Origin of the sequence: Pukyongia salina (assembly GCF_002966125.1) — a bacterium.
GTDB lineage: Bacteria > Bacteroidota > Bacteroidia > Flavobacteriales > Flavobacteriaceae > Pukyongia > Pukyongia salina.
Genome location: NZ_CP027062.1, coordinates 1,829,212 through 1,848,891 on the forward strand (window position 1 = coordinate 1,829,212; position 19,680 = coordinate 1,848,891).

Sequence of the window (19,680 nt, forward strand, 5' to 3'; positions counted from 1 at the left end):
TTAGAGTTGGTCTTTAATTTTAAGCAGCTCGGCTTTAACAGACTCTAATTTACGAATTATCTGAAAGTTGTCTAAGGATTTCTTTCGGTTTTCTTTTAGATGGATCTTAGCGCCTTCGAGGGTGAAACCGCGCTCTTTTACCAGATGATAGATAAGTTCTAGATTCTTAATATCCTCCTGAGTGAACTTACGGTTTCCCTTGGCATTTTTCTTTGGCTGCAACACATCGAACTCCTTTTCCCAGAATCGCAATAGTGAAGTATTAACATCGAATGCCCTGGCGACCTCGCCAATACCGTAATAACGTTTTTCGGGCAATTCTACATGCATTAGTCCAGAGATTGATTTTCCTGCTGAGCATTTTGCAACATGATCGCAAATTCTTCAGGAGTAAGGTTACCGTAATAGAAATTGATCGGGTTGATGCGTTCGTTATCTTTAAAGATCTCGTAATGTAAATGAGGTGCTTCGCTTCGCCCCGTACTTCCCACAAAACCTATAAGGTCACCACGTTTAACTCGCTGTCCCTTACGTACATTGTAGTCGAACAGATGTGCATACAAACTCTCATAACCGTATCCGTGATCAATCCGAATGTGTTTTCCATAACCCGTCGCGGTATTGTCTGCTCTACTCACGATCCCATCACCCGAAGCATAAACAGGAGTTCCGCGTCTTGCGGTAAAATCCATTCCCCAGTGAAATTTACGGGCTTTTGTAAAGGGGTCGGTTCTATAACCAAAACCAGAGGCTACCCTTGTTAGATCTTCATTCTTCACAGGTTGTATGGCCGGGATCGCAGCTAATAGTTCTTCTTTTTCTTCAGCCATTTTTGCGATCTCGTCCAGGGATCGCGATTGAACTACAATTTGTTTTGTGAGTACATCCAGTCGTTTGCTGGTTGCGATAATGAGTTTAGAATTGTCGAACCCTTCCAGGTCCTTGTACCGGTTGATACCACCAAAACCTGCTTTCCGCTGTTCTTCGGGAATAGGATTAGCCTCGAAATACACCCGGTATAAATTATTGTCTCTATCGGCTATTTGTCCAAGAACCAGTTCCGCCTGCTCCATCTTCTTATTCAACAACTCGTATTGAAGGTTCATATTAGCCAGTTCGCGCTTAAGTTCCTTCTCTTTGGGAGTCTCTACATAAGGTAAATTGATATAAATGAGCAACAATAGAAATCCACTTAAGAACATCCCCAGTATACTTAGCAGAATAATACCAAGTTTACGTCCTTTTTTACTTTCTATTTTTCGATAGGACAGAGTTTCACTATCGTAGTAATATTTAACCTTAGACATACGTTAAAAAAACTTATTTTTGCTCGTTGAAGGGTAGTGCTAACTTTTACCTAACGTTTTGCAAATATAGAAATTGTTTTGCTGATAGAAATAATCTACTACCACGGCCAAAATTACATCGCATGAAATCCAGTGAGATCCGTTCTAAGTTTTTAGACTTTTTCCAATCTAAATCGCATGAGATCGTTCCTTCGGCACCTATGGTGATCAAGGACGACCCAACACTGATGTTCACCAATGCGGGAATGAATCAATTTAAGGAATACTTTCTAGGGAACAGCACACCCAAAAGTGAGCGTATCGCCGACACCCAAAAATGCCTTCGGGTAAGTGGAAAACACAACGATCTGGAAGAGGTGGGGATGGATACCTATCATCATACCATGTTCGAGATGTTAGGGAACTGGAGTTTCGGAAATTATTTTAAGAAAGAAGCTATAGGCTGGGCTTGGGAACTGCTCACCGAGGTATTAGGCATCGATAAGGATAAATTATACGTTACCATTTTCGAAGGCGATAAAGCTGAAGGCCTGGAACGCGATCAGGAAGCCTACGATCATTGGAAACAACTCATTGCAGAAGACAGGATCTTAAACGGCTCCAAGCACGATAATTTCTGGGAAATGGGAGATCAGGGTCCATGTGGCCCCTGTAGCGAGATCCATGTGGATATACGCTCGGCCGAAGATCGGGCAAAAATTCCGGGGGCAGATCTGGTAAACCAGGACCATCCGCAGGTAGTTGAGATCTGGAATCTGGTGTTCATGCAATTCAATAGAAAAGCAGATGGGAGCCTGGAAAAATTACCGGCCAGGCATGTGGATACAGGGATGGGTTTTGAACGACTCTGTATGGTGCTTCAGGACAAGCAAAGTAATTACGACACCGATGTCTTTACTCCACTTATCAGGGAGATAGAGACTGTCACCAAGACCAGCTACGGGAAGGATGAAAAAGTTGATATTGCTATTCGCGTTATTGCAGATCACGTACGTGCCGTGGCGTTTTCTATTGCAGACGGACAGTTACCTTCCAATACCGGTGCCGGCTATGTGATAAGACGGATCCTTCGAAGAGCGATACGTTACGGATTTACCTTCCTCGATAAGAAGGAACCATTTATATTCAGATTAACAGATACCCTGGTGAAGCAAATGGGAACTGCTTTCCCCGAGCTGGTTTCAGAAAAGAACCTGATCACCAATGTAATTAGAGAGGAGGAACAGTCCTTTTTAAGAACCCTCGATCAGGGACTTGTCTTATTGGAAAATATGATCACTACTGCCAAAGGCAATGAAATTTCGGGACAAAAGGTCTTCGAACTTTACGATACCTATGGTTTCCCAAAGGACCTAACCGGACTTATTCTCAGAGAAAGGGGGTATAGCTATAATGAATCCGAATTTGACAGCGAGCTTCAGAAACAAAAGGAAAGATCTCGGGCCGCAGGAAAGGTAGAAACGGGAGACTGGAATGTCCTTGCGGACGATTCGGAAGAGGAATTTATCGGTTACGATTCTCTCGAAGCCAACGTGAAGATAACACGCTATCGCAAGGTGGAAAGTAAAAAAGAAGGAGAGCTATTTCAGCTGGTATTTAACCTAACACCCTTTTATCCTGAAGGTGGAGGACAGGTAGGAGACAAAGGATATCTGGAAGCCGCCAACGGCGAAGTTACCTATGTGGTAGACACGAAAAAGGAAAATAACCTGATCATTCACTTTGTAAAGAATTTACCGCGGAACCCGGAAGTGAATTTCAAGGCTGTGGTCGACGCAAAGCAACGTGCCAGGACAGCAGCAAATCATTCGGCCACGCATTTGCTACATCAAGCATTAAGAAATATACTCGGGCCGCATGTTACCCAAAAGGGATCTATGGTGCATAGCCGGTATCTCCGGTTCGACTTTTCACATTTCAGTAAGGTGACCGAAGAAGAACTTCACCAGGTTGAAGACTTTGTGAATGCCCGCATACGAGAGAGTATTGCCCTGGAAGAAAGACGAAATATTCCCTACAAACAAGCCATTGAAGAAGGTGCTCTGGCGCTTTTTGGTGAAAAATACGGAGACACTGTACGAGCGATCAAGTTTGGAAACTCCATGGAACTCTGTGGAGGAACCCATGTAACTAATACCAGTGATGTTTGGCACTTTATAATTACTTCTGAAAGTGCCGTAGCTTCTGGTATACGCAGAATTGAAGCGATCACGGGGGATGCGGCCAAGACGTATTTTATGGAGAGAAGTGAGGCGTTTAGAAAGGTTCAGAAAGTATTGAACAACAGTAAAGATCCGGTAAGCGCGATCGAAAAGATACAGGAAGAGAACACCGCACTGCAGAAACAAATTCAGCAATTACAAAAGGACAAGGCCAAAGGTCTTAAAGGTGAATTAAAGAACGAACTGGAGGAAATTAACGGAGTACAATTTCTGGCAAAGGAAGTTCCACTGGATGCTGCCGGTATGAAGGACCTTGCATTCGAATTGGGCGCCGAAGTAGAAAACCTTTTCCTGCTTTTTGGTTCTAACCATGAAGATAAAGCGTTGCTCACTTGTTATATTTCGAAAGAAATTGTGGCCGAAAAAGATTTGAATGCGGGTACAATTGTCCGGGAATTAGGGAAGCACATCCAGGGTGGTGGAGGGGGCCAACCTTTCTTTGCCACGGCCGGTGGTAAAAATCCCGCAGGGATCAATGCTGCACTCGAAGCCGCCAGAGCCTATCTTTCATAGGTATGAAACTTCAAACCACAATACCGTTAACCCCTGCGAAAGTCCTGATCGATTATAATTCGGAGGTGCTTTTGCTAGGTTCTTGTTTTACCGAACATATAGGAGACAAACTGGAGTACTTCAAGTTTGCGAATTTTACGAATCCCTTCGGAATTATTTTTCACCCTAAAGCTTTGGAACGACTTATTGAACGAGCTGCGCTAGATCGACCGTTCAGTGAAAAAGACATTTTCGAGTGGAACGGACGATGGCATTGCCTGGAGGTCCACTCGCTGGTTTCGGCCACCGAACAATCTGCCTGTCTTGATCTGCTGAACAACAGCTTAGCCGGCTTACAGGAGTATCTTAGCACCGCCTCTCACATCATAATAACTTTCGGTACCGCTTGGGGATATCGATATAAACCTTCCGGAGCCATAGTGGCTAATTGCCATAAGATCCCTCAAAACGAGTTCGCCAAAGAAATTAGTTCGGTAGAGGATGTGGTTGAAATAACTAATCGTATCACAGAGTTGGTTACACTTCAGAATAAAAAAGCGCAATTAATTTTCACCGTATCACCGGTACGGCACCTGAAGGATGGATTTGTGGAAAATACACGCAGCAAGGCGCATCTGCTGGCCGGGATTCACAGGTCTATCGAATTGAATCCTGCAAATCATTACTTCCCTTCTTATGAGTTGATGATGGACGAATTACGGGACTACAGGTTTTACACCGAAGACATGTTGCATCCTAATAAAACGGCTGTGGAGATCATTTGGCATCGATTTTCGGAAGTATGGATCGATTCGGCAACTGCCTCAATTCAAAAGGAGATCGCATCGATCCGATCGGATATGGCACATAGGCCTTTCGATCCGGAGAGCGAGTCACATAAGGAGTTTCAGAAGAAATTACAAGAGAAAATACAAGAACTTCAGCGAAAGCTTCCTCACCTAAACTTCAAATTATAGGTCATTTGCCGTATTGAATGGCGTTGGGTTAATAGACATCTTTGTCTTATTCAATTAACTAAAACCCAACAATTATGAAAACTTTAAAAAGATCGCTATTATACGCAGTAATTTGCCTTGGTATGGCAGTAAGTAGCTGTAGTAATGACGATGACAACTCAAACAACAACCAAGGTGACAATGGAGGCGGTGAACTGTTTTCGGCAATGGTGGACGGCAGTAGTTTTGCAGCTTCAACAGATCCGGCTACATTAATAGGTGCCACCAAAACTTCTGCAAATGGCATGACAACGGTGACTGCCCAGGGAAGCACGAACAACGGCGATTTTATCAATTTTAATATCATAGGATACAACGGTCCCGGAACCTATCAAACCGGGAACAACCTTACTAATCCCAATTTTATCCAGTATGGGGAGCTGGTAGGGCAAACGGCCACAGTTTGGGCTTCCAATCTAGCCACCTCTGCCGCAGGTATTGGTCCGGGAGAAATTGTTATTACTGTCGATGCCGATGGAAAACTGGAAGGAACCTTCAACTTCGAAGGATATAATGGCCAGGACATGACCACCAAGATGATCACCCAGGGTGAATTCAAGGTATCGGTAGACTAAAGATTTGATCGTATTAAGAAAATCTCAGTGTTGAGGTTTTTACGTGGAACCGGGAGTACATCATTAGTATGTGCTTCCGGTTTTTTTGTCTTTAAAGGGTTGCACTAGAACAGAATAGGGCATTTGCCGTATTGAAATCGGTTTGATAATGAATCAACTTTGACTTGTAAACTAAACACCACGATTATGAAAACTTCAATTATGATTAAAACGTTAACCGGATTTGTGTTCTTGATTAGCACAATTATTTCGGCGCAACGGGCAGAAACACCCGATTACCGCTATGATGTTGGCGGAAAGATCAATGAGATGACACTAACCCAAGGGGGTACCATGGTAGTAGCAACCAATGATGGCCTGGTAGGTATCAAACCCGGGGTGAATGAGCTGTTGTTTAATTTTCAGGACTACGGAAGGGTAAAACCAGAAGAGCTGTTCTTCGTGCCAAACGCCCCTTATCTGATAGTGGGGCAAACCGGATTTGGTGCTATGACCACAAAGAAGGCAGTGATAGATTATATGTCTGGGAAAAAACTTTTCAGTACAGAAGATAACGGCTGGAAGCTGGTATGGACCTGTGATGTTATGATGCCTCAGAATAAACTGGTAGTAAGCGGACAGCGGAAGGCATCAGATAAATACGCAAATGCCGTAGCTATTTACGATTTGGATTCGGGAGAACAGGAACATTACTTTACCATGAAAGGATCTGAAACAGTATCGGGACGACCTTTGCTTTTAAAGGACGGGCTCATTCTGCCTACAACCAAAACCTTAAAAAAGGTAAATATGGGAAGTGGCGATATTGATTGGTCTGTAAAAGTAGATGATATCAAATGGATGGTTGCAGATGAAACCGAGAAGGAGATCTATGGCTTCGAGGTATCTGCCAACGGTTCGAATATGAAAGTACACAAAGTTGGAAGCAATGGTTCCCTATTATGGCCAGACCCTCATAAAGTGAAAGGCCATGTGGTGAATTTCGAGATCCTACCGGAGGGATTGGCTATTGTGAGCAATGTGGATAATTCGGGAAAATCGGGTCTGGCAAAATTAGCGAGTGGTCGTTCAGAATCGAAGATCGCATTTTTAAGTGCCTCTAATGGAGAAGACCTGTGGGAGAAGGCTCCGAAGACGAAAGGTTATGTTCAGCACTTCTATATTATGGATGACGGAATTCTCTTCGGAATCTATGAAGGAGGGATCAATAAAATTTCTTTCGATGGGAATACCTTGTTCAAAAAACCTCTCAAGACAGGAGAGAATATCCTAACCATGGCAAATACTCCCCAGGGATTGATCTACATCACTTCCGAAGATGCCAATATTGTGAATCTGAATACCGGAGACCAGGTGTGGAAGAAACCATTAAAATACAAGCGGGCAGACGCCGTGGCTTCTGCTTTCGATGAGAAGAACAATCGTTATCTCATAAGTGCAGATGAGGATCTCTTTAGCGTGGATGCTGCGACCGGAGACGTGTCTACCCTAGCCAAATCGAAATTTGATGGAAAGGAAAGTCCAACAGATATTGAAGTTCGTGATGGAGGGATCTTGCTCACCAGCGACCAGAACATGATGATGCTTAATTGGGAAGGGAATTCCAATTGGCATGAATATCACCGTGCACCGGGGAAAAGTGCTGTTGGCGCCATACTAATGGGAATCACCGCCGTGGCTTCTGCTGCAACAGCAACAGCGGCTTACGCCGAGGCTAACCGAAACAGAAACCGATTGGGATATTATACGTCCAGAGGTGAAGCTTATGCAGATCTTGGAGACGGAATGGCGATGGCTGCAGGCGCATCGGTGGCAGAGATGTTACGCCGTTTTAAGGCCACTTCGGCAACTCAAAATGCACAGTTTATACTTACCAAACTGGATGATGGAGTTGGACTGATAAAACTTAATAAGGATACCGGAGCCAAAGAAAAAGAAATCGTGCTAAAAGACAAGAAACCGGAATACGAAGTAGATGAGTTTGGCGGGATCTTATATTATAAAGCCGATAATAATTCGATCTTCGCTTACGACCTGAAAAAGTAACCAACTAGCCAGGTTACATAAGCTGCAAAGATTGAGGAGTATTTGCAGCACACTTGAAACCCCATGAGAATGGGGTTTTTTATTTTTAAATGAATCTGAAATGATAATGGTGTAGAATAGGTCAATTGCCCTATTTTCTGAACTCAGGAATTTTCGGTAATTTGGTTATCACTTAAAACCATTCAATTATGAGATCGACAGTAAAAATATTAATCCTGCTGTTTTGTGTTAACTTTTCGCTTCACGCGCAGGTTCCTTCTCCTCAAACACCTTCGGCAGCAAACGGACCAATGACCTGGTTAAAAACAGGTGAATCCACATATACTTTACGTGATGCAAATGGCACTGTACTTTCTAATGTGAAAGAACTCAATCGGCTAAAAACAGACACGCTGTCGTATCTGGATAAATCTTCCCGAACCATCTATCTACTCCCGGATTGCGTTGATGCCGCGCAGGGAGCGTCTGGTAAATTAACAGTACTGGAGCGAAATATTGGGAAAGATTTTTATATCACAAATCCAAAATCGTTTGTAACCTATATTGATGATAAAAGTTATTTAGGAGATTTTGTTAACGTGAACGGTAGTTATGTTTACTACCTGGAAGAATTTGATAAGACGTTCTATCACAAGGATATACGTGCATATACCGGATGGGGTGCAAGAAATATTGTAACCCTGGATTACGCCCCCGAGAATACTTATTGGTACCGAAATGCGGAGAAACAATCGTATGGGGTGATCGTGAAAGGGCAATCTATAGATTACGATATTGCTTCAACCGAAAAAGACGGAAATGATCTAATTGTAAAGCTTAATGGGACGCCAACATATAGACTCCCGGGTTATTACACCATGGCTTCTTTTGTTTTTAATCCTGTCGAATTGTATACAGCAAGTTCCGGAACGAGCACAGCCTCTACAGGATGTATAAGGGGCGATTGTAATAATGGTTGGGGAAAATGGCAATATGAAGGAGGATATTACGATGGATTCTGGAAGAACGGAATGCGACATGGTTATGGACTCTACCGATGGGATGGTGTTGGAAAGTATATCGGTAACTGGGAAAATGATAGCATGAATGGTTATGGGGCTTATATTGCCGATAATAATGATAATGTTGTTGGCGAATATCGCAACGGCAAACTGAATGGCAGGGGATATACAGTGGTTGGTAAAGATTGGAGCCAGGGATGGTATACTAACGGTGAATTAACAGACTCCTATAGTTATATTCGAAACGATAGTGACACCGGGTGCACAACAGGCGATTGCCAGAATAAATACGGATACTTTAAATGGGACAATGGTGACCATTTTGTAGGATTCTTCAAAAATGGAAAGATATACATGGGATCTTACACTTTCGCTAATGGTGATAAATACAGCGGCATGTTTAACGACCAGCAGCAATACCACGGAACGGGAAGGTTCTTTTTTAATGAAGGCGGATATTACGGCGGAGAATGGAAGAACGGAAAATACCACGGAAAAGGATACTACCACGATAAGGATCTGGTACAGTCTATTGGAGAATGGAGCGAGGGCGTCCTTGTAAAGAAATTATAATTCATACCAACTGCAATATTTCTGAATTCTGCCGAACATTGGTTTGTGTAAATCATTTTCCTGAATGAATTTGATTCGGGAAAGCGTTATATATCGCCTTCGTTCTGAAGATATATATTTTAAATTTTATTGTGAACCTCGAATTCGCACAGAATGATAACACCTGTTTTGATACTTGTTTTTATACTAATTGTCTGTGCGTTACTGTTTGTTTTATTTAATCTTCGTAACCGCCGGTTAACTGATGAATTTAGTACAAGAACCATAGAACTTGAGAGAAACTTAATGTTGAATGAACTTCAGATTGGTCGCCGCTCGAAACAATTGGATCGGTATGATTTTCTGCGCTACAATCTCGACGAGGCTTTATTAGTGCAGATGGAAATAAAAGTGTAATCTGAAATCATGAACATCAAGAAACTTCTCAGTTTATTATTTATAAGCCTCCTTCTTCCGGTTGTCACTGCCCAGGAAACTCTTAAAAACATCGATAGTGTTCTCTTGGTTTTGAAGAATGCTCCCAGGGATACGGCCACCGCAATCTTATATCAGAAGGTTGCCGGACATTACAATGTTACTCATTTGGATAGTGCCAGAGCGTTTGCCGTAGAAGGCATAAAACTTTCTGAAGAATTGAATTTTCCAAAAGGAAAATGGATCAACCTGAATGCACTGGCTAATTATCACGAAAGAAAAACCCAGTACGATGAAGCCATGGCAACTTATAAAGAGGCCCTAAAGATCGTAGAATCAATAAATAGCACTAAAGGATTTGCGGTGGTTCTAAATAATATTGCCACAGTTCATATTCGATTGGGGAATTACGATGAAGCTTTGGAATATCTCTTCGACGCTCTAAAGGCCGAAGAAGAACTGGGTAACCGAAATGGAGTTGCACAAGCTTACAATAATATTGGTGTGGTCTATTATTATTTGCAGGACTTTGATAAAACCACCAAATATCTCACCGATGCACTGGTGATCCAGGAAGAATTAGGTAATTATAACGGATTACAGAACGGATACAACAATGTAGGTGCTATTTACGATTATCAGAAGAAATATGATGACGCTATAACGTCTTACCAGAAAGCTTACGAGATAAGCCTGAAGATCGGGGATAAAAAAGAACAGGCTTCTAACCTTTCCAATATCGGATTGGCATACTCGAAGAAAAAGGATTATGTGAATACGGATACATATTTCAATCGGTCCATTAAACTGAGAGAGGAGATAAAAGACTACAACGGAATGGCGATAACATATTCCAATTACGGGGAGGCGCTGCGTACGCAACGACAATTCAGAAAAGCCGACGAATTCCTTCAAAAAGCGCTTCAGATCTCTGTAGATCACAATATAAAACTCACGGCTAAGGAAACTTATGCCAGTCTTTCCCAATTAGCCGTCGACCAAAACAACCACCGGCTTGCCAACGATTACCTCTATAAGTACATAGCGGTAAAGGATTCCATCCTCAATGAAGATAACGCACGTATCATTGCAGAGACCGAAACAAAATATGAAACCGAGAAGAAAGAGAAGGAAATTTTAAAGCAACGTGCAGAATTAGCGGAAAAGGAATTAGAGGGTAAACGAAAAAATATGATGATCTATGGTGGTTTTTCACTTGCCCTCATCCTAGGGTTACTGGGTTACCTGCTTTTCAACCAGCAGAAGCTAAAGAACAGGCAGTTAAAGAAAGAGAATGAACTTAAAACCGCCCTGGCAAGGATCGAAACTCAAAACCGCTTACAGGAACAACGGCTCCGTATATCGAGAGATCTGCACGATAATATTGGAGCACAGCTTACTTTTATTATTTCCAGTTTAGATAATCTGAAATTTGGTTTTAAGGATATGAATGAAAAGTTGGGAGATCGGCTATCTGGGATAAGTGCATTCACGGGACAAACCATTTATGAACTAAGGGATACTATTTGGGCCATGAATAAAAATAATATATCCATTGAAGATCTTCAGGCCAGAATTACTAACTTTATTGAAAAAGCAAAACTGTTCACCGAAAAAACCAACTTCACTTTTATAGTGTCACCAGAAATCAACCCCGAACATACGTTTTCGTCTGTGAAAGGGATGAACATATATCGGATCATTCAGGAAGCCGTGAATAATTCTTTGAAGTATTCGGGCGCGGATGATATAAGAGTATCTATCGAAAAAGGCATTTCCGCCTATGAGATCAAGGTTTCGGATAATGGCAATGGCTTTAATACTGAAAATGTTTCGGATGGAAACGGACTGAACAACATGAAAAAGCGCGCCAAAGATATCGATGGTGAACTGGACATCAGATCTTCAGATTCCGAAGGAACCTTAATAACTTTACTAGTACCAAATTAAATACACTTTAATAATTCTCTTATGAAAACCATTTCAACAAAATTATGCTTCGTTCTATTATTAATGGCAGGTGTTAATGCATTTGCTCAAACACCACCGCTTCCTCCAGCACCGGCTGCTGCAACTGGTTCGGGAGTAAATATGGCTGTTATCAATGAAAATCTTAGGGTGATCAATAGTGCCTTCAGTAAATATAATTCGTACAACACTGTTTTTAGCGTGGAAGGGAGGACCCTTCGTTGGAAAAGTACTGTTGCCGATATTACCGGAGATATTTCAGACCTTATCTTTTATGTAAATTATACCAACAATTGGATCGTAATAAAATGTCTGGAAGGTGAATGCCTTACCGGGACCACTTTCAATAAAGAATATTCTATGTCGCTTAAAACCCAAGCTGAGGAAATTAGCCCGGAAATGAGCAATGTTCTCAACGCCTTGAACAATATAAGGGCTGAGGTACTTAGCAAATGATGTATTCTTTAAATAATAAGTCAAATGCCTTATTTCAATTAAGTTGGAATTACCTTAGCTTAGGATAATCCAAACTGGTTTCAATGAACCTTAAAATAGCCATAGTAGACGATAATAGTTTCCTTATTCATGCCATTAAGGAAAAGCTGTCATTCTTTGAAGATATCACAGTAAAAGTAACCGCATTGAACGGTAGCGAGTTACTATCTCGCCTGGAGGAGAACCACAATATCAATCTCATACTTATGGATATTGAAATGCCGGTTCTCAACGGTATTGAAGCTACCAGGCTTGTAAAACAGAAATATCCGCAGATTAAGATCATCATGCTTACGGCTTTCGATAATGATGAGAATATCTTCAATGCAATTAAAGCTGGTGCCGATGGATATCTATTGAAAGAGATCAATCCCGAGGAGTTGTATGGAGGGATCAGGGAAACCTTAAATGGCGGTGCGGCGATGAACCCCTCCATTGCAATGAAGACTCTTAAGTTACTTCGTAATCCTATCGATATTCAGAATCCGGGTGACCAGGAAGAGATCTCGCTTTCAAAGCGTGAGATCGAAGTTCTGGAACAATTGAGTAAAGGGCTAAGCTATACGGCCATAGCAGATAACCTGTTTCTCTCCCCAAGTACGGTAAGAAAACACATAGAGAATATTTACAAGAAATTACAGGTTCATAGTAAACTGGAAGCAGTGCAGAAAGCACGAAATCACAATATTATTTAGTTGAAGGTAACTATGAAATGGGTTCTTTACAGTCCAAATGCTTCTTTCACCTTATCCACATAATCAAGTTTTTCCCAGGTGAATAATTCTACAGACAAGCTGGTTTCTGTATTATCAGGGGTTCTGAAAGTCTTGTGAACGATCTCGTTTTTTCGTCCCATATGTCCGTAGGCTGCGGTTTCGGAGTACATGGGCTGTCGTAATTTTAATCGATCTTCAATTGCCGAAGGTCTCATATCGAAAATTTCGGAGATCTTGGCCGCAATTTCACCATCGGTTAGATTTACTTTGGAAGTCCCATAAGTATCAACAAAAATTCCCATAGGTTCAACCACACCAATAGCGTACGAAACCTGAACAAGCATTTCATCGCAAACGCCAGCCGCCACCATGTTCTTAGCGATGTGTCTGGTAGCATAAGCCGCAGATCTGTCTACTTTACTGGGATCCTTTCCACTGAAGGCTCCTCCGCCATGTGCGCCTTTTCCGCCATAGGTATCTACAATTATCTTTCTTCCGGTAAGCCCCGTGTCGCCATGTGGCCCGCCTATCACAAATTTTCCGGTAGGGTTGATATGATAATTGATATTATCGTTAAAAAGTGCCTGGATCTCCGGCTTAAGTTGGGCCTTCACCCGAGGGATGAGTATACCAATAATATCATTCTTGATCTTTGCCAACATACGTTCTTCGTTCTCATCGAAATCGTCGTGTTGGGTAGATAATACGATAGAGTCTATCCTTACAGGTTTGTTATCGTCGTTATATTCGATGGTAACCTGCGATTTCGAATCAGGGCGCAGATATGTGATCTCGTTATTCTCGCGGCGAATAACAGCAAGTTCCTTCAATATTTTATGAGAAAGGTCCAGCGCAAGCGGCATATAGTCGTCTGTTTCCCTGGTAGCATAACCAAACATCATTCCCTGATCCCCGGCACCTTGCTCTTCTTTGGTTGCCCGGTCCACTCCTCGATTGATATCCTCGGATTGTTCGTGGATAGCCGAAAGTACCCCGCAGGAATTTCCATCAAATTGGTATTCTCCTTTGGTATAGCCAATACGATTTATCACGTCCCTGGCGATCTTTTGAACATCCAGGTAAATATTAGATTTAACCTCTCCTGCCAGTACTACTTGTCCTGTTGTTACCAGGGTCTCGCACGCAACCTTCGATTGAGGGTCGAAGGCGAGAAAATTATCAATAAGGGCGTCACTGATCTGATCTGCGACCTTGTCCGGATGTCCTTCAGAAACACTTTCGGAAGTAAATAAATATGCCATAAACGATGTAAATAATTAAATATTCGCGGGAAGATTTGACGAACCTATGGAAGGAAGTTTACACTGCCTTTAGCATTTTTTATCGAGGTTGCAATCAGTCAAATCTTTCCTCTTCGAGCGCACAAATGTACACAAATCCTCATAATTTAAAAAGTTTATTGCCTTTTTAAAACAGCCCTCTGAACAGTAGAAACGGGATATGAGATCACCTCGGTTCTTTCATCATTTTCTGCATAGGTGGTCCGTGCGTTTTCACGCCTGGCAGCCGCTATTTCGAAGATCATGTGATCTTCCTTGAATGTGATAAAAGTGGTGAGCAAAGTGCCTTGTACTTCGAATAAGGCGTACATCCTGTTGTCCACAACTTTATCATCAAGCAAAATACCATTGTTCTCGTCTACTAGGTATTCTCCCTTTGCTTTATTCAATGTGCGTAAAGTATAATTTCTTTGCTGCCAGCTATCTCCTTCACCGTACACAAGAATATATTCGAACGTATCCATACTATCTGTTGCCTTCAGGTGAAATTCCATGGTAATCTCCTGAGTGCCGCGATCCGAATTGATATTCAGTTTTCCTTTGTAAACCCCTAGAAAATCATCGGGAAAGACCGAAGAAACATCGTTTTGCGCAAAGGAAATCGCAGTAGTGATAATACCGGCAAGGATGAGATGAATGAAGCGCTTCAAAATGAAAATTTTAGATAGGTGAAAAGTAAATAAAATTATGTGAAAAGGCAGGCTTGCGAATAGATAAAATACAAGGATTATGATGGGTATCACCTGTATTTCCTTCAGATTTTAGTATACTTACAGCTTAAATTTTATAAAAGAGAAAAGTTGCAAGTTTTAAAATTTGGTGGAACCTCGGTAGCGAACGCAGAGAACATTAACAAAGTTGTTGATATTCTGAAAAACAAATCGGTTGAAGCGCCGGTTATTGCAGTTGTTTCAGCGCTTGGCGGAATGACAGATACACTGCAGCAGGCTGGAGAATTGGCTAATGCGAAGGACCAACAATATATTCAGCTGTGGGAATCTATAAAAGAAAGGCATCTGGAAACTGCTTCTCAATTAGGATTGGGTTCAGAAACCAAAGATGAGATTAACCAGCGGTTAAATGAACTTAAAGAGATCTACCACGGGATTTTCCTGATCAACGAATTTACCACCAAAACCAGGGATAAGGTTCTTAGTTATGGCGAATTATTATCCGCATTTATAATTTCCAATTGTCTTAAGAACGAACTCGATGGTACGGAGCTCAAAGACAGTAGAGAGCTTATTGTTACCGACTCCAACTATACAAATGCGCGGGTGATGGACGACGTAACATCTCAAAACATTAGGTCTTACTTTAAAAACAGTACGGCCAGAGTTACATTAATGCCCGGTTTTGTGTCGAAAAGTACGGAAGGGGAAACCACAACCCTGGGCCGAGGAGGATCCGATTTTTCTGCAGCTCTCATGGCGGCTGCCCTCAAAGCCTCCGTCCTGGAGATATGGACCGATGTAAGTGGAATGTATACCGCCAATCCGAAACTTGTGAAACAAGCCTTTCCTATCGCCGAGATCTCATATCACGAGGCGATGGAACTCTCGCATTTTGGAGCCAAGGTATTGTACCCTCCTACCATTCGTCCGGTACTGGATTTAAATATACCCATCCTTATCAAAAATACATTCGAGCCCGAAGCCGAAGGCACACTTATCAATCAATCCGGTAAACTAGATTTTGGGCCGGTAAAAGGAATTAGTCATTTACCTAATATCTCGTTAATCACCCTGGAGGGCTCCGGCATGGTGGGAATACCCGGTATTTCAAAACGACTGTTCGAGGCACTTGCCAACGAAAAAATAAATATTGTCCTGATAACCCAAGCCTCATCCGAACATTCTATCTGTATCGCAGTACAATCTGGCGATGCGCAAAGAGCCGAAGAAGCCATTAGTAATGAATTTCTTTTCGAAATTTCCCTGGGGAAGATAAATGAGGCCATAGTAGAACACGGCCAGGCTATCATAGCCGTTATAGGGGATAATATGAAAAATCACCAGGGTATCAGTGGGAAGATGTTTAGTTCTCTGGGTAAGAACAATGTAAACATCAGGGCTATTGCTCAGGGGGCATCGGAGCGGAACATCTCGGCAGTAATTCAGGCCAGGGATGTGAAGAAAGCCCTCAATACTTTGCACAACAGGTTCTTCGAGAAGCAACGAGGTACGTTAAACCTTTTTATAGTTGGAACCGGTAATGTGGGTAAACGATTGTTGGATCAGATAGCGCAGCAATGGGAACATTTACACGATCAACTCTATTTAAATGTAAAGGTTGTGGGCCTGAGTAATTCCCGCACTATGATCTTCGATGAAGAAGGGATCGACCTGGAAAATTGGGAACAATTACTTTCAGAAGGCAATAAGAAGGATGAAGAAACCTGGTTCAATACCATAAAAGAACTCAATCTGCAAAACAGCATATTTGTGGATATTACAGCCAATGAAGAAGTTGCCAATAGCTACAGTAATTATCTAAGGGAAAGTATCTCGATCATTGCCTGTAATAAGATCGCCTGTTCTTCTCAATACTCCAAATACGAACAACTAAAATACCTGGCGAGAAAATACAATGCTTCCTTTCTTTTTGAAACGAATGTAGGAGCCGGCCTGCCTGTAATCAATACACTGAACAATCTTGTAAATTCCGGAGATAAGATCACTTCGATCGAAGCTGTTCTTTCTGGAAGTTTGAATTTTATTTTCAATAATTTCAATGCTGAAACAACCTTTCTGGACATCGTGAAAAAAGCCGGGGAAGAAGGCTACACCGAACCCGATCCGCGAATCGACCTGAGTGGAGTTGATGTAGCACGAAAAATTCTGATCCTGGCGCGGGAAAGCGGATATACCATAGACATGGAGGATATTGAAAACATTTCTTTCCTGCCGGATGCTTCATTACAGCCTGGAAGTGTAGACCAGTTCTATGAAAGCCTGAAGGAGGAGGAAGCGCATTTTCAGAAACTCTATGTGGAGGCGGCCGATAAAGAAAACCGACTTAAATACGTTGCCGAATTTCGTGATGGGGTTGCAAAAGTAGGACTTCAGCAGATCGCAAAGGATCACCCATTCTACAATTTGGATGGAAAAGATAATATTGTCTTGTTCTACACCCAACGATATTCAGATCAGCCGTTGATCATCAAAGGTGCCGGGGCCGGAGCCGAAGTTACCGCTTCGGGATTGTTCGGGGATATAATCAGTTTGGGTAAAAATTAAATTATGGATCAGCTTCAGATATTCTCTCCTGCAACTGTTGCCAACGTATCTTGCGGTTACGATGCTATGGCGTTCGCACTGGAATCTCTAGGGGATGAAATGACATTTCGGAAGAATGATTTGGGGAAAACCCGCATTGTAAAGATAGAAGGGGCCGATCTGCCATTCGAATCCAATAAGAATGTAGCGGCTGCAGTTGCCAAACGAATGCTGCAGGACGCAGGCGCCAATTTTGGTGTGGATATAGAGATCGTTAAAAAATACAAACCGGGAAGCGGATTAGGAAGTAGCGCAGCCAGTGGAGCGGGAGCTGCTTTTGCCATAAACCAACTGCTTAATAACCGCTATACAAAACTAGAACAACTTAAATACGCTATGTTTGGGGAAGAAGTGGCGTGCGGATCTCAGATCGCAGATAATGTGGCCGCTGCACTCTACGGAGGATTTGTGCTAATTCGTAGTTACGAACCTTTGGATATCGTTTCTATTCCTACACCCTCCCAATTATTCGTTACAGTGATCCATCCACAAATTGAAATAAAGACCGAAGACGCCAGAAATATTCTACCCAAAGAGATCCCAATGAAAACAGCAATATCCCAATGGGCGAATGTGGGCGGACTCATAGCAGGGTTGCATAGTTCAGATTACGATCTCATTGGCAGGTCACTAACCGATCATGTGGTAGAACCTTATCGCAAGAAGTTCATTCCACATTTCGATGCCTTAAAAAGAGCTGCGTTGGATCATGGAGCTTTGGGAGCAGGGATCTCAGGATCCGGGCCCTCGGTATTCGCCCTGGTAAAAGGAGCAGAAATGGCAGAAAAGATCGCGGCTGCTTTCAATGAGGTGTATAAGGATTCGGCCATCGATTACCGAATTTATACCTCGGGAATCGCCAAAACAGGAATAACATTGAGCAACGAATAATGCAGTATTTCAGCTTAAATAAACAGGCAGAAAAGGTGAGTTTCAAGGAGGCTGTCATTAAAGGACTTGCGCCCGATAAAGGATTGTATTTCCCGGAAACCATCACCAAACTTCCTACGCGATTCTTCGATCGAATTGAACAATTGGAGGATCACGAGATCGCATTTCATGTTATAGACCAATTTGTGGGAGGTGAGATCCCGGCCCCTGAATTAAAGCAGATATTAAAGGAAGTGCTTTCGTTCGATTTCCCCCTGGTGGAGGTAAAACCCGATATTTTTTCTCTCGAACTGTTTCATGGGCCTACGCTTGCCTTCAAAGACGTTGGAGCCAGATTCATGGCACGTTGCCTGGGGTACTTCAACCGGGAGAAGCAGGCCGAAAAGGTGACCGTACTCGTGGCCACGTCTGGAGATACGGGCGGAGCTGTGGCCAATGGATTTTTTAATGTTCCGGGGGTTGAAGTGGTGATCCTGTATCCGTCCGGCAAGGTGAGTGAAATTCAGGAAAAACAACTCACAACACTGGGTAAAAACATAAGCGCAATGGAAGTTAAAGGCAATTTCGACGATTGCCAGACCATGGTAAAACAAGCTTTTCTGGATGAGGATTTCGCAGGTAAAGTGAAACTTACTTCGGCTAACAGTATCAACGTAGCGCGCTGGTTGCCGCAGATGTTTTATTATTTCAGTGCATACAAACGATTAAAAGAAAAAGGTAAACCAATAATTTTTTCGGTGCCTAGTGGCAATTTCGGGAATATCTGCGCCGGGATGATGGCGAGGAAACTAGGACTCCCAATTGCACATTTTATAACGGGAACTAATGAGAATGATGTTGTACCGGAATATCTGAGAACCGGTATTTACCAACAAAAAAATACGATCTCCACTATTTCCAATGCGATGGATGTGGCGGCCCCAAGTAATTTTGTTAGGATAAAAGAACTTTACGATCACGATCTGGAGAAGCTACGGGAGGACTTGTCGGGATATAGTTATACCGATACACAAAACTTAATGGTAATGAAGGATCTGTGCGGTGCATATTCCTATACGGCCGATCCTCATGGCGCGATCGGGTTTGCGGCTCTTTCAGATTATATTACTGAAAATGATTTTCAGGGGATAGGGGTGTTTTTGGAAACCGCCCATCCGGTAAAATTCCTGGATGTTATTCCGAAGGAAATAGCCGAACAAATTACCCTGCCGGAAAGTATTCAAGCCATTATTGATAAAGAAAAAAGCGCTATGCAGATCTCCTCATACAAGGAATTGAAGGACTATCTCTTGCGATAGAATGTTCGGGCAAAAGAAACTTTTCTCAAGATTTTAACAGAATAATTTGGAGAAGTCGAATCTGTTTCTCAATATTTGTACTCATAA

The 19,680-nt window shown here is 42.3% G+C and carries 15 protein-coding genes; 11 read left to right on the top strand and 4 right to left on the bottom strand.

The annotated features are described in order from the left end of the window. Both C5O00_RS08235 and C5O00_RS08240 read right to left on the bottom strand, forming a co-directional pair. Window positions 1–330, bottom strand: a complete 330-nt coding sequence (locus C5O00_RS08235; protein WP_105216405.1) for a MerR family transcriptional regulator — start codon at window positions 328–330, stop codon at window positions 1–3. Further along, a complete protein-coding gene (locus C5O00_RS08240) occupies window positions 330–1,307 on the bottom strand; it encodes a M23 family metallopeptidase (RefSeq protein WP_105216406.1) in 978 nt (325 codons plus the stop codon). Before C5O00_RS08240 ends, C5O00_RS08235 begins: the two co-directional genes overlap by 1 nt. A gap of 122 nt (window positions 1,308–1,429) precedes the next feature. Here C5O00_RS08240 and alaS point away from each other — a divergent pair, with 122 nt between their 5' ends. From alaS to C5O00_RS08285, 8 genes are all read left to right on the top strand, one after another. Next, window positions 1,430–4,042 carry an alanine--tRNA ligase gene (gene alaS, locus C5O00_RS08245; protein ID WP_105216407.1) on the top strand — a complete coding sequence of 871 codons (2,613 nt, stop codon included), beginning with the start codon at window positions 1,430–1,432 and terminating at the stop codon, window positions 4,040–4,042. 2 nt (window positions 4,043–4,044) lie between these two features. Next, window positions 4,045–4,998 (top strand): GSCFA domain-containing protein, encoded by a 954-nt coding sequence (locus tag C5O00_RS08250; protein ID WP_105216408.1) that lies wholly within the window; start codon window positions 4,045–4,047, stop codon window positions 4,996–4,998. Window positions 4,999–5,072: 74 nt separating this feature from the next. Further along, entirely contained in the window at window positions 5,073–5,612 is a 540-nt protein-coding gene (locus tag C5O00_RS08255) for a DUF6252 domain-containing protein (RefSeq protein WP_105216409.1), read from the top strand. Between the two features lie 201 nt (window positions 5,613–5,813). Then, window positions 5,814–7,658: a BamB-related PQQ repeat family beta-propellar protein gene (locus C5O00_RS08260; protein WP_244592960.1), complete on the top strand. Its 1,845-nt coding sequence runs from the start codon at window positions 5,814–5,816 to the stop codon at window positions 7,656–7,658. Between the two features lie 188 nt (window positions 7,659–7,846). Then, window positions 7,847–9,232 carry an MORN repeat-containing protein gene (locus C5O00_RS08265; RefSeq protein WP_105216411.1) on the top strand — a complete coding sequence of 462 codons (1,386 nt, stop codon included), beginning with the start codon at window positions 7,847–7,849 and terminating at the stop codon, window positions 9,230–9,232. 405 nt (window positions 9,233–9,637) lie between these two features. Further along, the gene (locus C5O00_RS08275) at window positions 9,638–11,596 is read left to right on the top strand and encodes a tetratricopeptide repeat-containing sensor histidine kinase (RefSeq protein ID WP_105216413.1); all 1,959 of its coding nucleotides are present in this window, start codon (window positions 9,638–9,640) and stop codon (window positions 11,594–11,596) included. Between the two features lie 21 nt (window positions 11,597–11,617). Continuing rightward, on the top strand, window positions 11,618–12,070 hold the full coding sequence (locus tag C5O00_RS08280) for a hypothetical protein (RefSeq protein WP_158676809.1): 453 nt from the start codon (window positions 11,618–11,620) through the stop codon (window positions 12,068–12,070). An 83-nt stretch (window positions 12,071–12,153) separates the two neighbouring features. Further along, complete coding sequence (locus C5O00_RS08285) at window positions 12,154–12,804, top strand: response regulator (protein WP_105216415.1); 651 nt, start codon at window positions 12,154–12,156, stop codon at window positions 12,802–12,804. A gap of 26 nt (window positions 12,805–12,830) precedes the next feature. On the opposite strand, the gene metK is transcribed toward C5O00_RS08285, so the two are convergent. Together metK and C5O00_RS08295 are read right to left on the bottom strand one after the other, a co-directional pair. Further along, the gene (metK, locus tag C5O00_RS08290) at window positions 12,831–14,087 is read right to left on the bottom strand and encodes a methionine adenosyltransferase (RefSeq protein WP_105216416.1); all 1,257 of its coding nucleotides are present in this window, start codon (window positions 14,085–14,087) and stop codon (window positions 12,831–12,833) included. Between the two features lie 155 nt (window positions 14,088–14,242). After that, window positions 14,243–14,776 (bottom strand): hypothetical protein, encoded by a 534-nt coding sequence (locus tag C5O00_RS08295; RefSeq protein WP_105216417.1) that lies wholly within the window; start codon window positions 14,774–14,776, stop codon window positions 14,243–14,245. Between the two features lie 150 nt (window positions 14,777–14,926). Between C5O00_RS08295 and thrA the strand changes: the two genes are divergently transcribed. The 3 genes from thrA to thrC are packed head-to-tail and all read left to right on the top strand — an operon-like array spanning window position 14,927 to window position 19,593. Then, entirely contained in the window at window positions 14,927–17,365 is a 2,439-nt protein-coding gene (thrA, locus tag C5O00_RS08300; RefSeq protein WP_105216418.1) for a bifunctional aspartate kinase/homoserine dehydrogenase I, read from the top strand. A gap of 3 nt (window positions 17,366–17,368) precedes the next feature. Next, window positions 17,369–18,295: a homoserine kinase gene (locus C5O00_RS08305; protein WP_105216419.1), complete on the top strand. Its 927-nt coding sequence runs from the start codon at window positions 17,369–17,371 to the stop codon at window positions 18,293–18,295. Then, window positions 18,295–19,593 carry a threonine synthase gene (thrC, locus tag C5O00_RS08310; protein WP_105216420.1) on the top strand — a complete coding sequence of 433 codons (1,299 nt, stop codon included), beginning with the start codon at window positions 18,295–18,297 and terminating at the stop codon, window positions 19,591–19,593. Before C5O00_RS08305 ends, thrC begins: the two co-directional genes overlap by 1 nt. Window positions 19,594–19,680 lie beyond the last annotated feature (87 nt).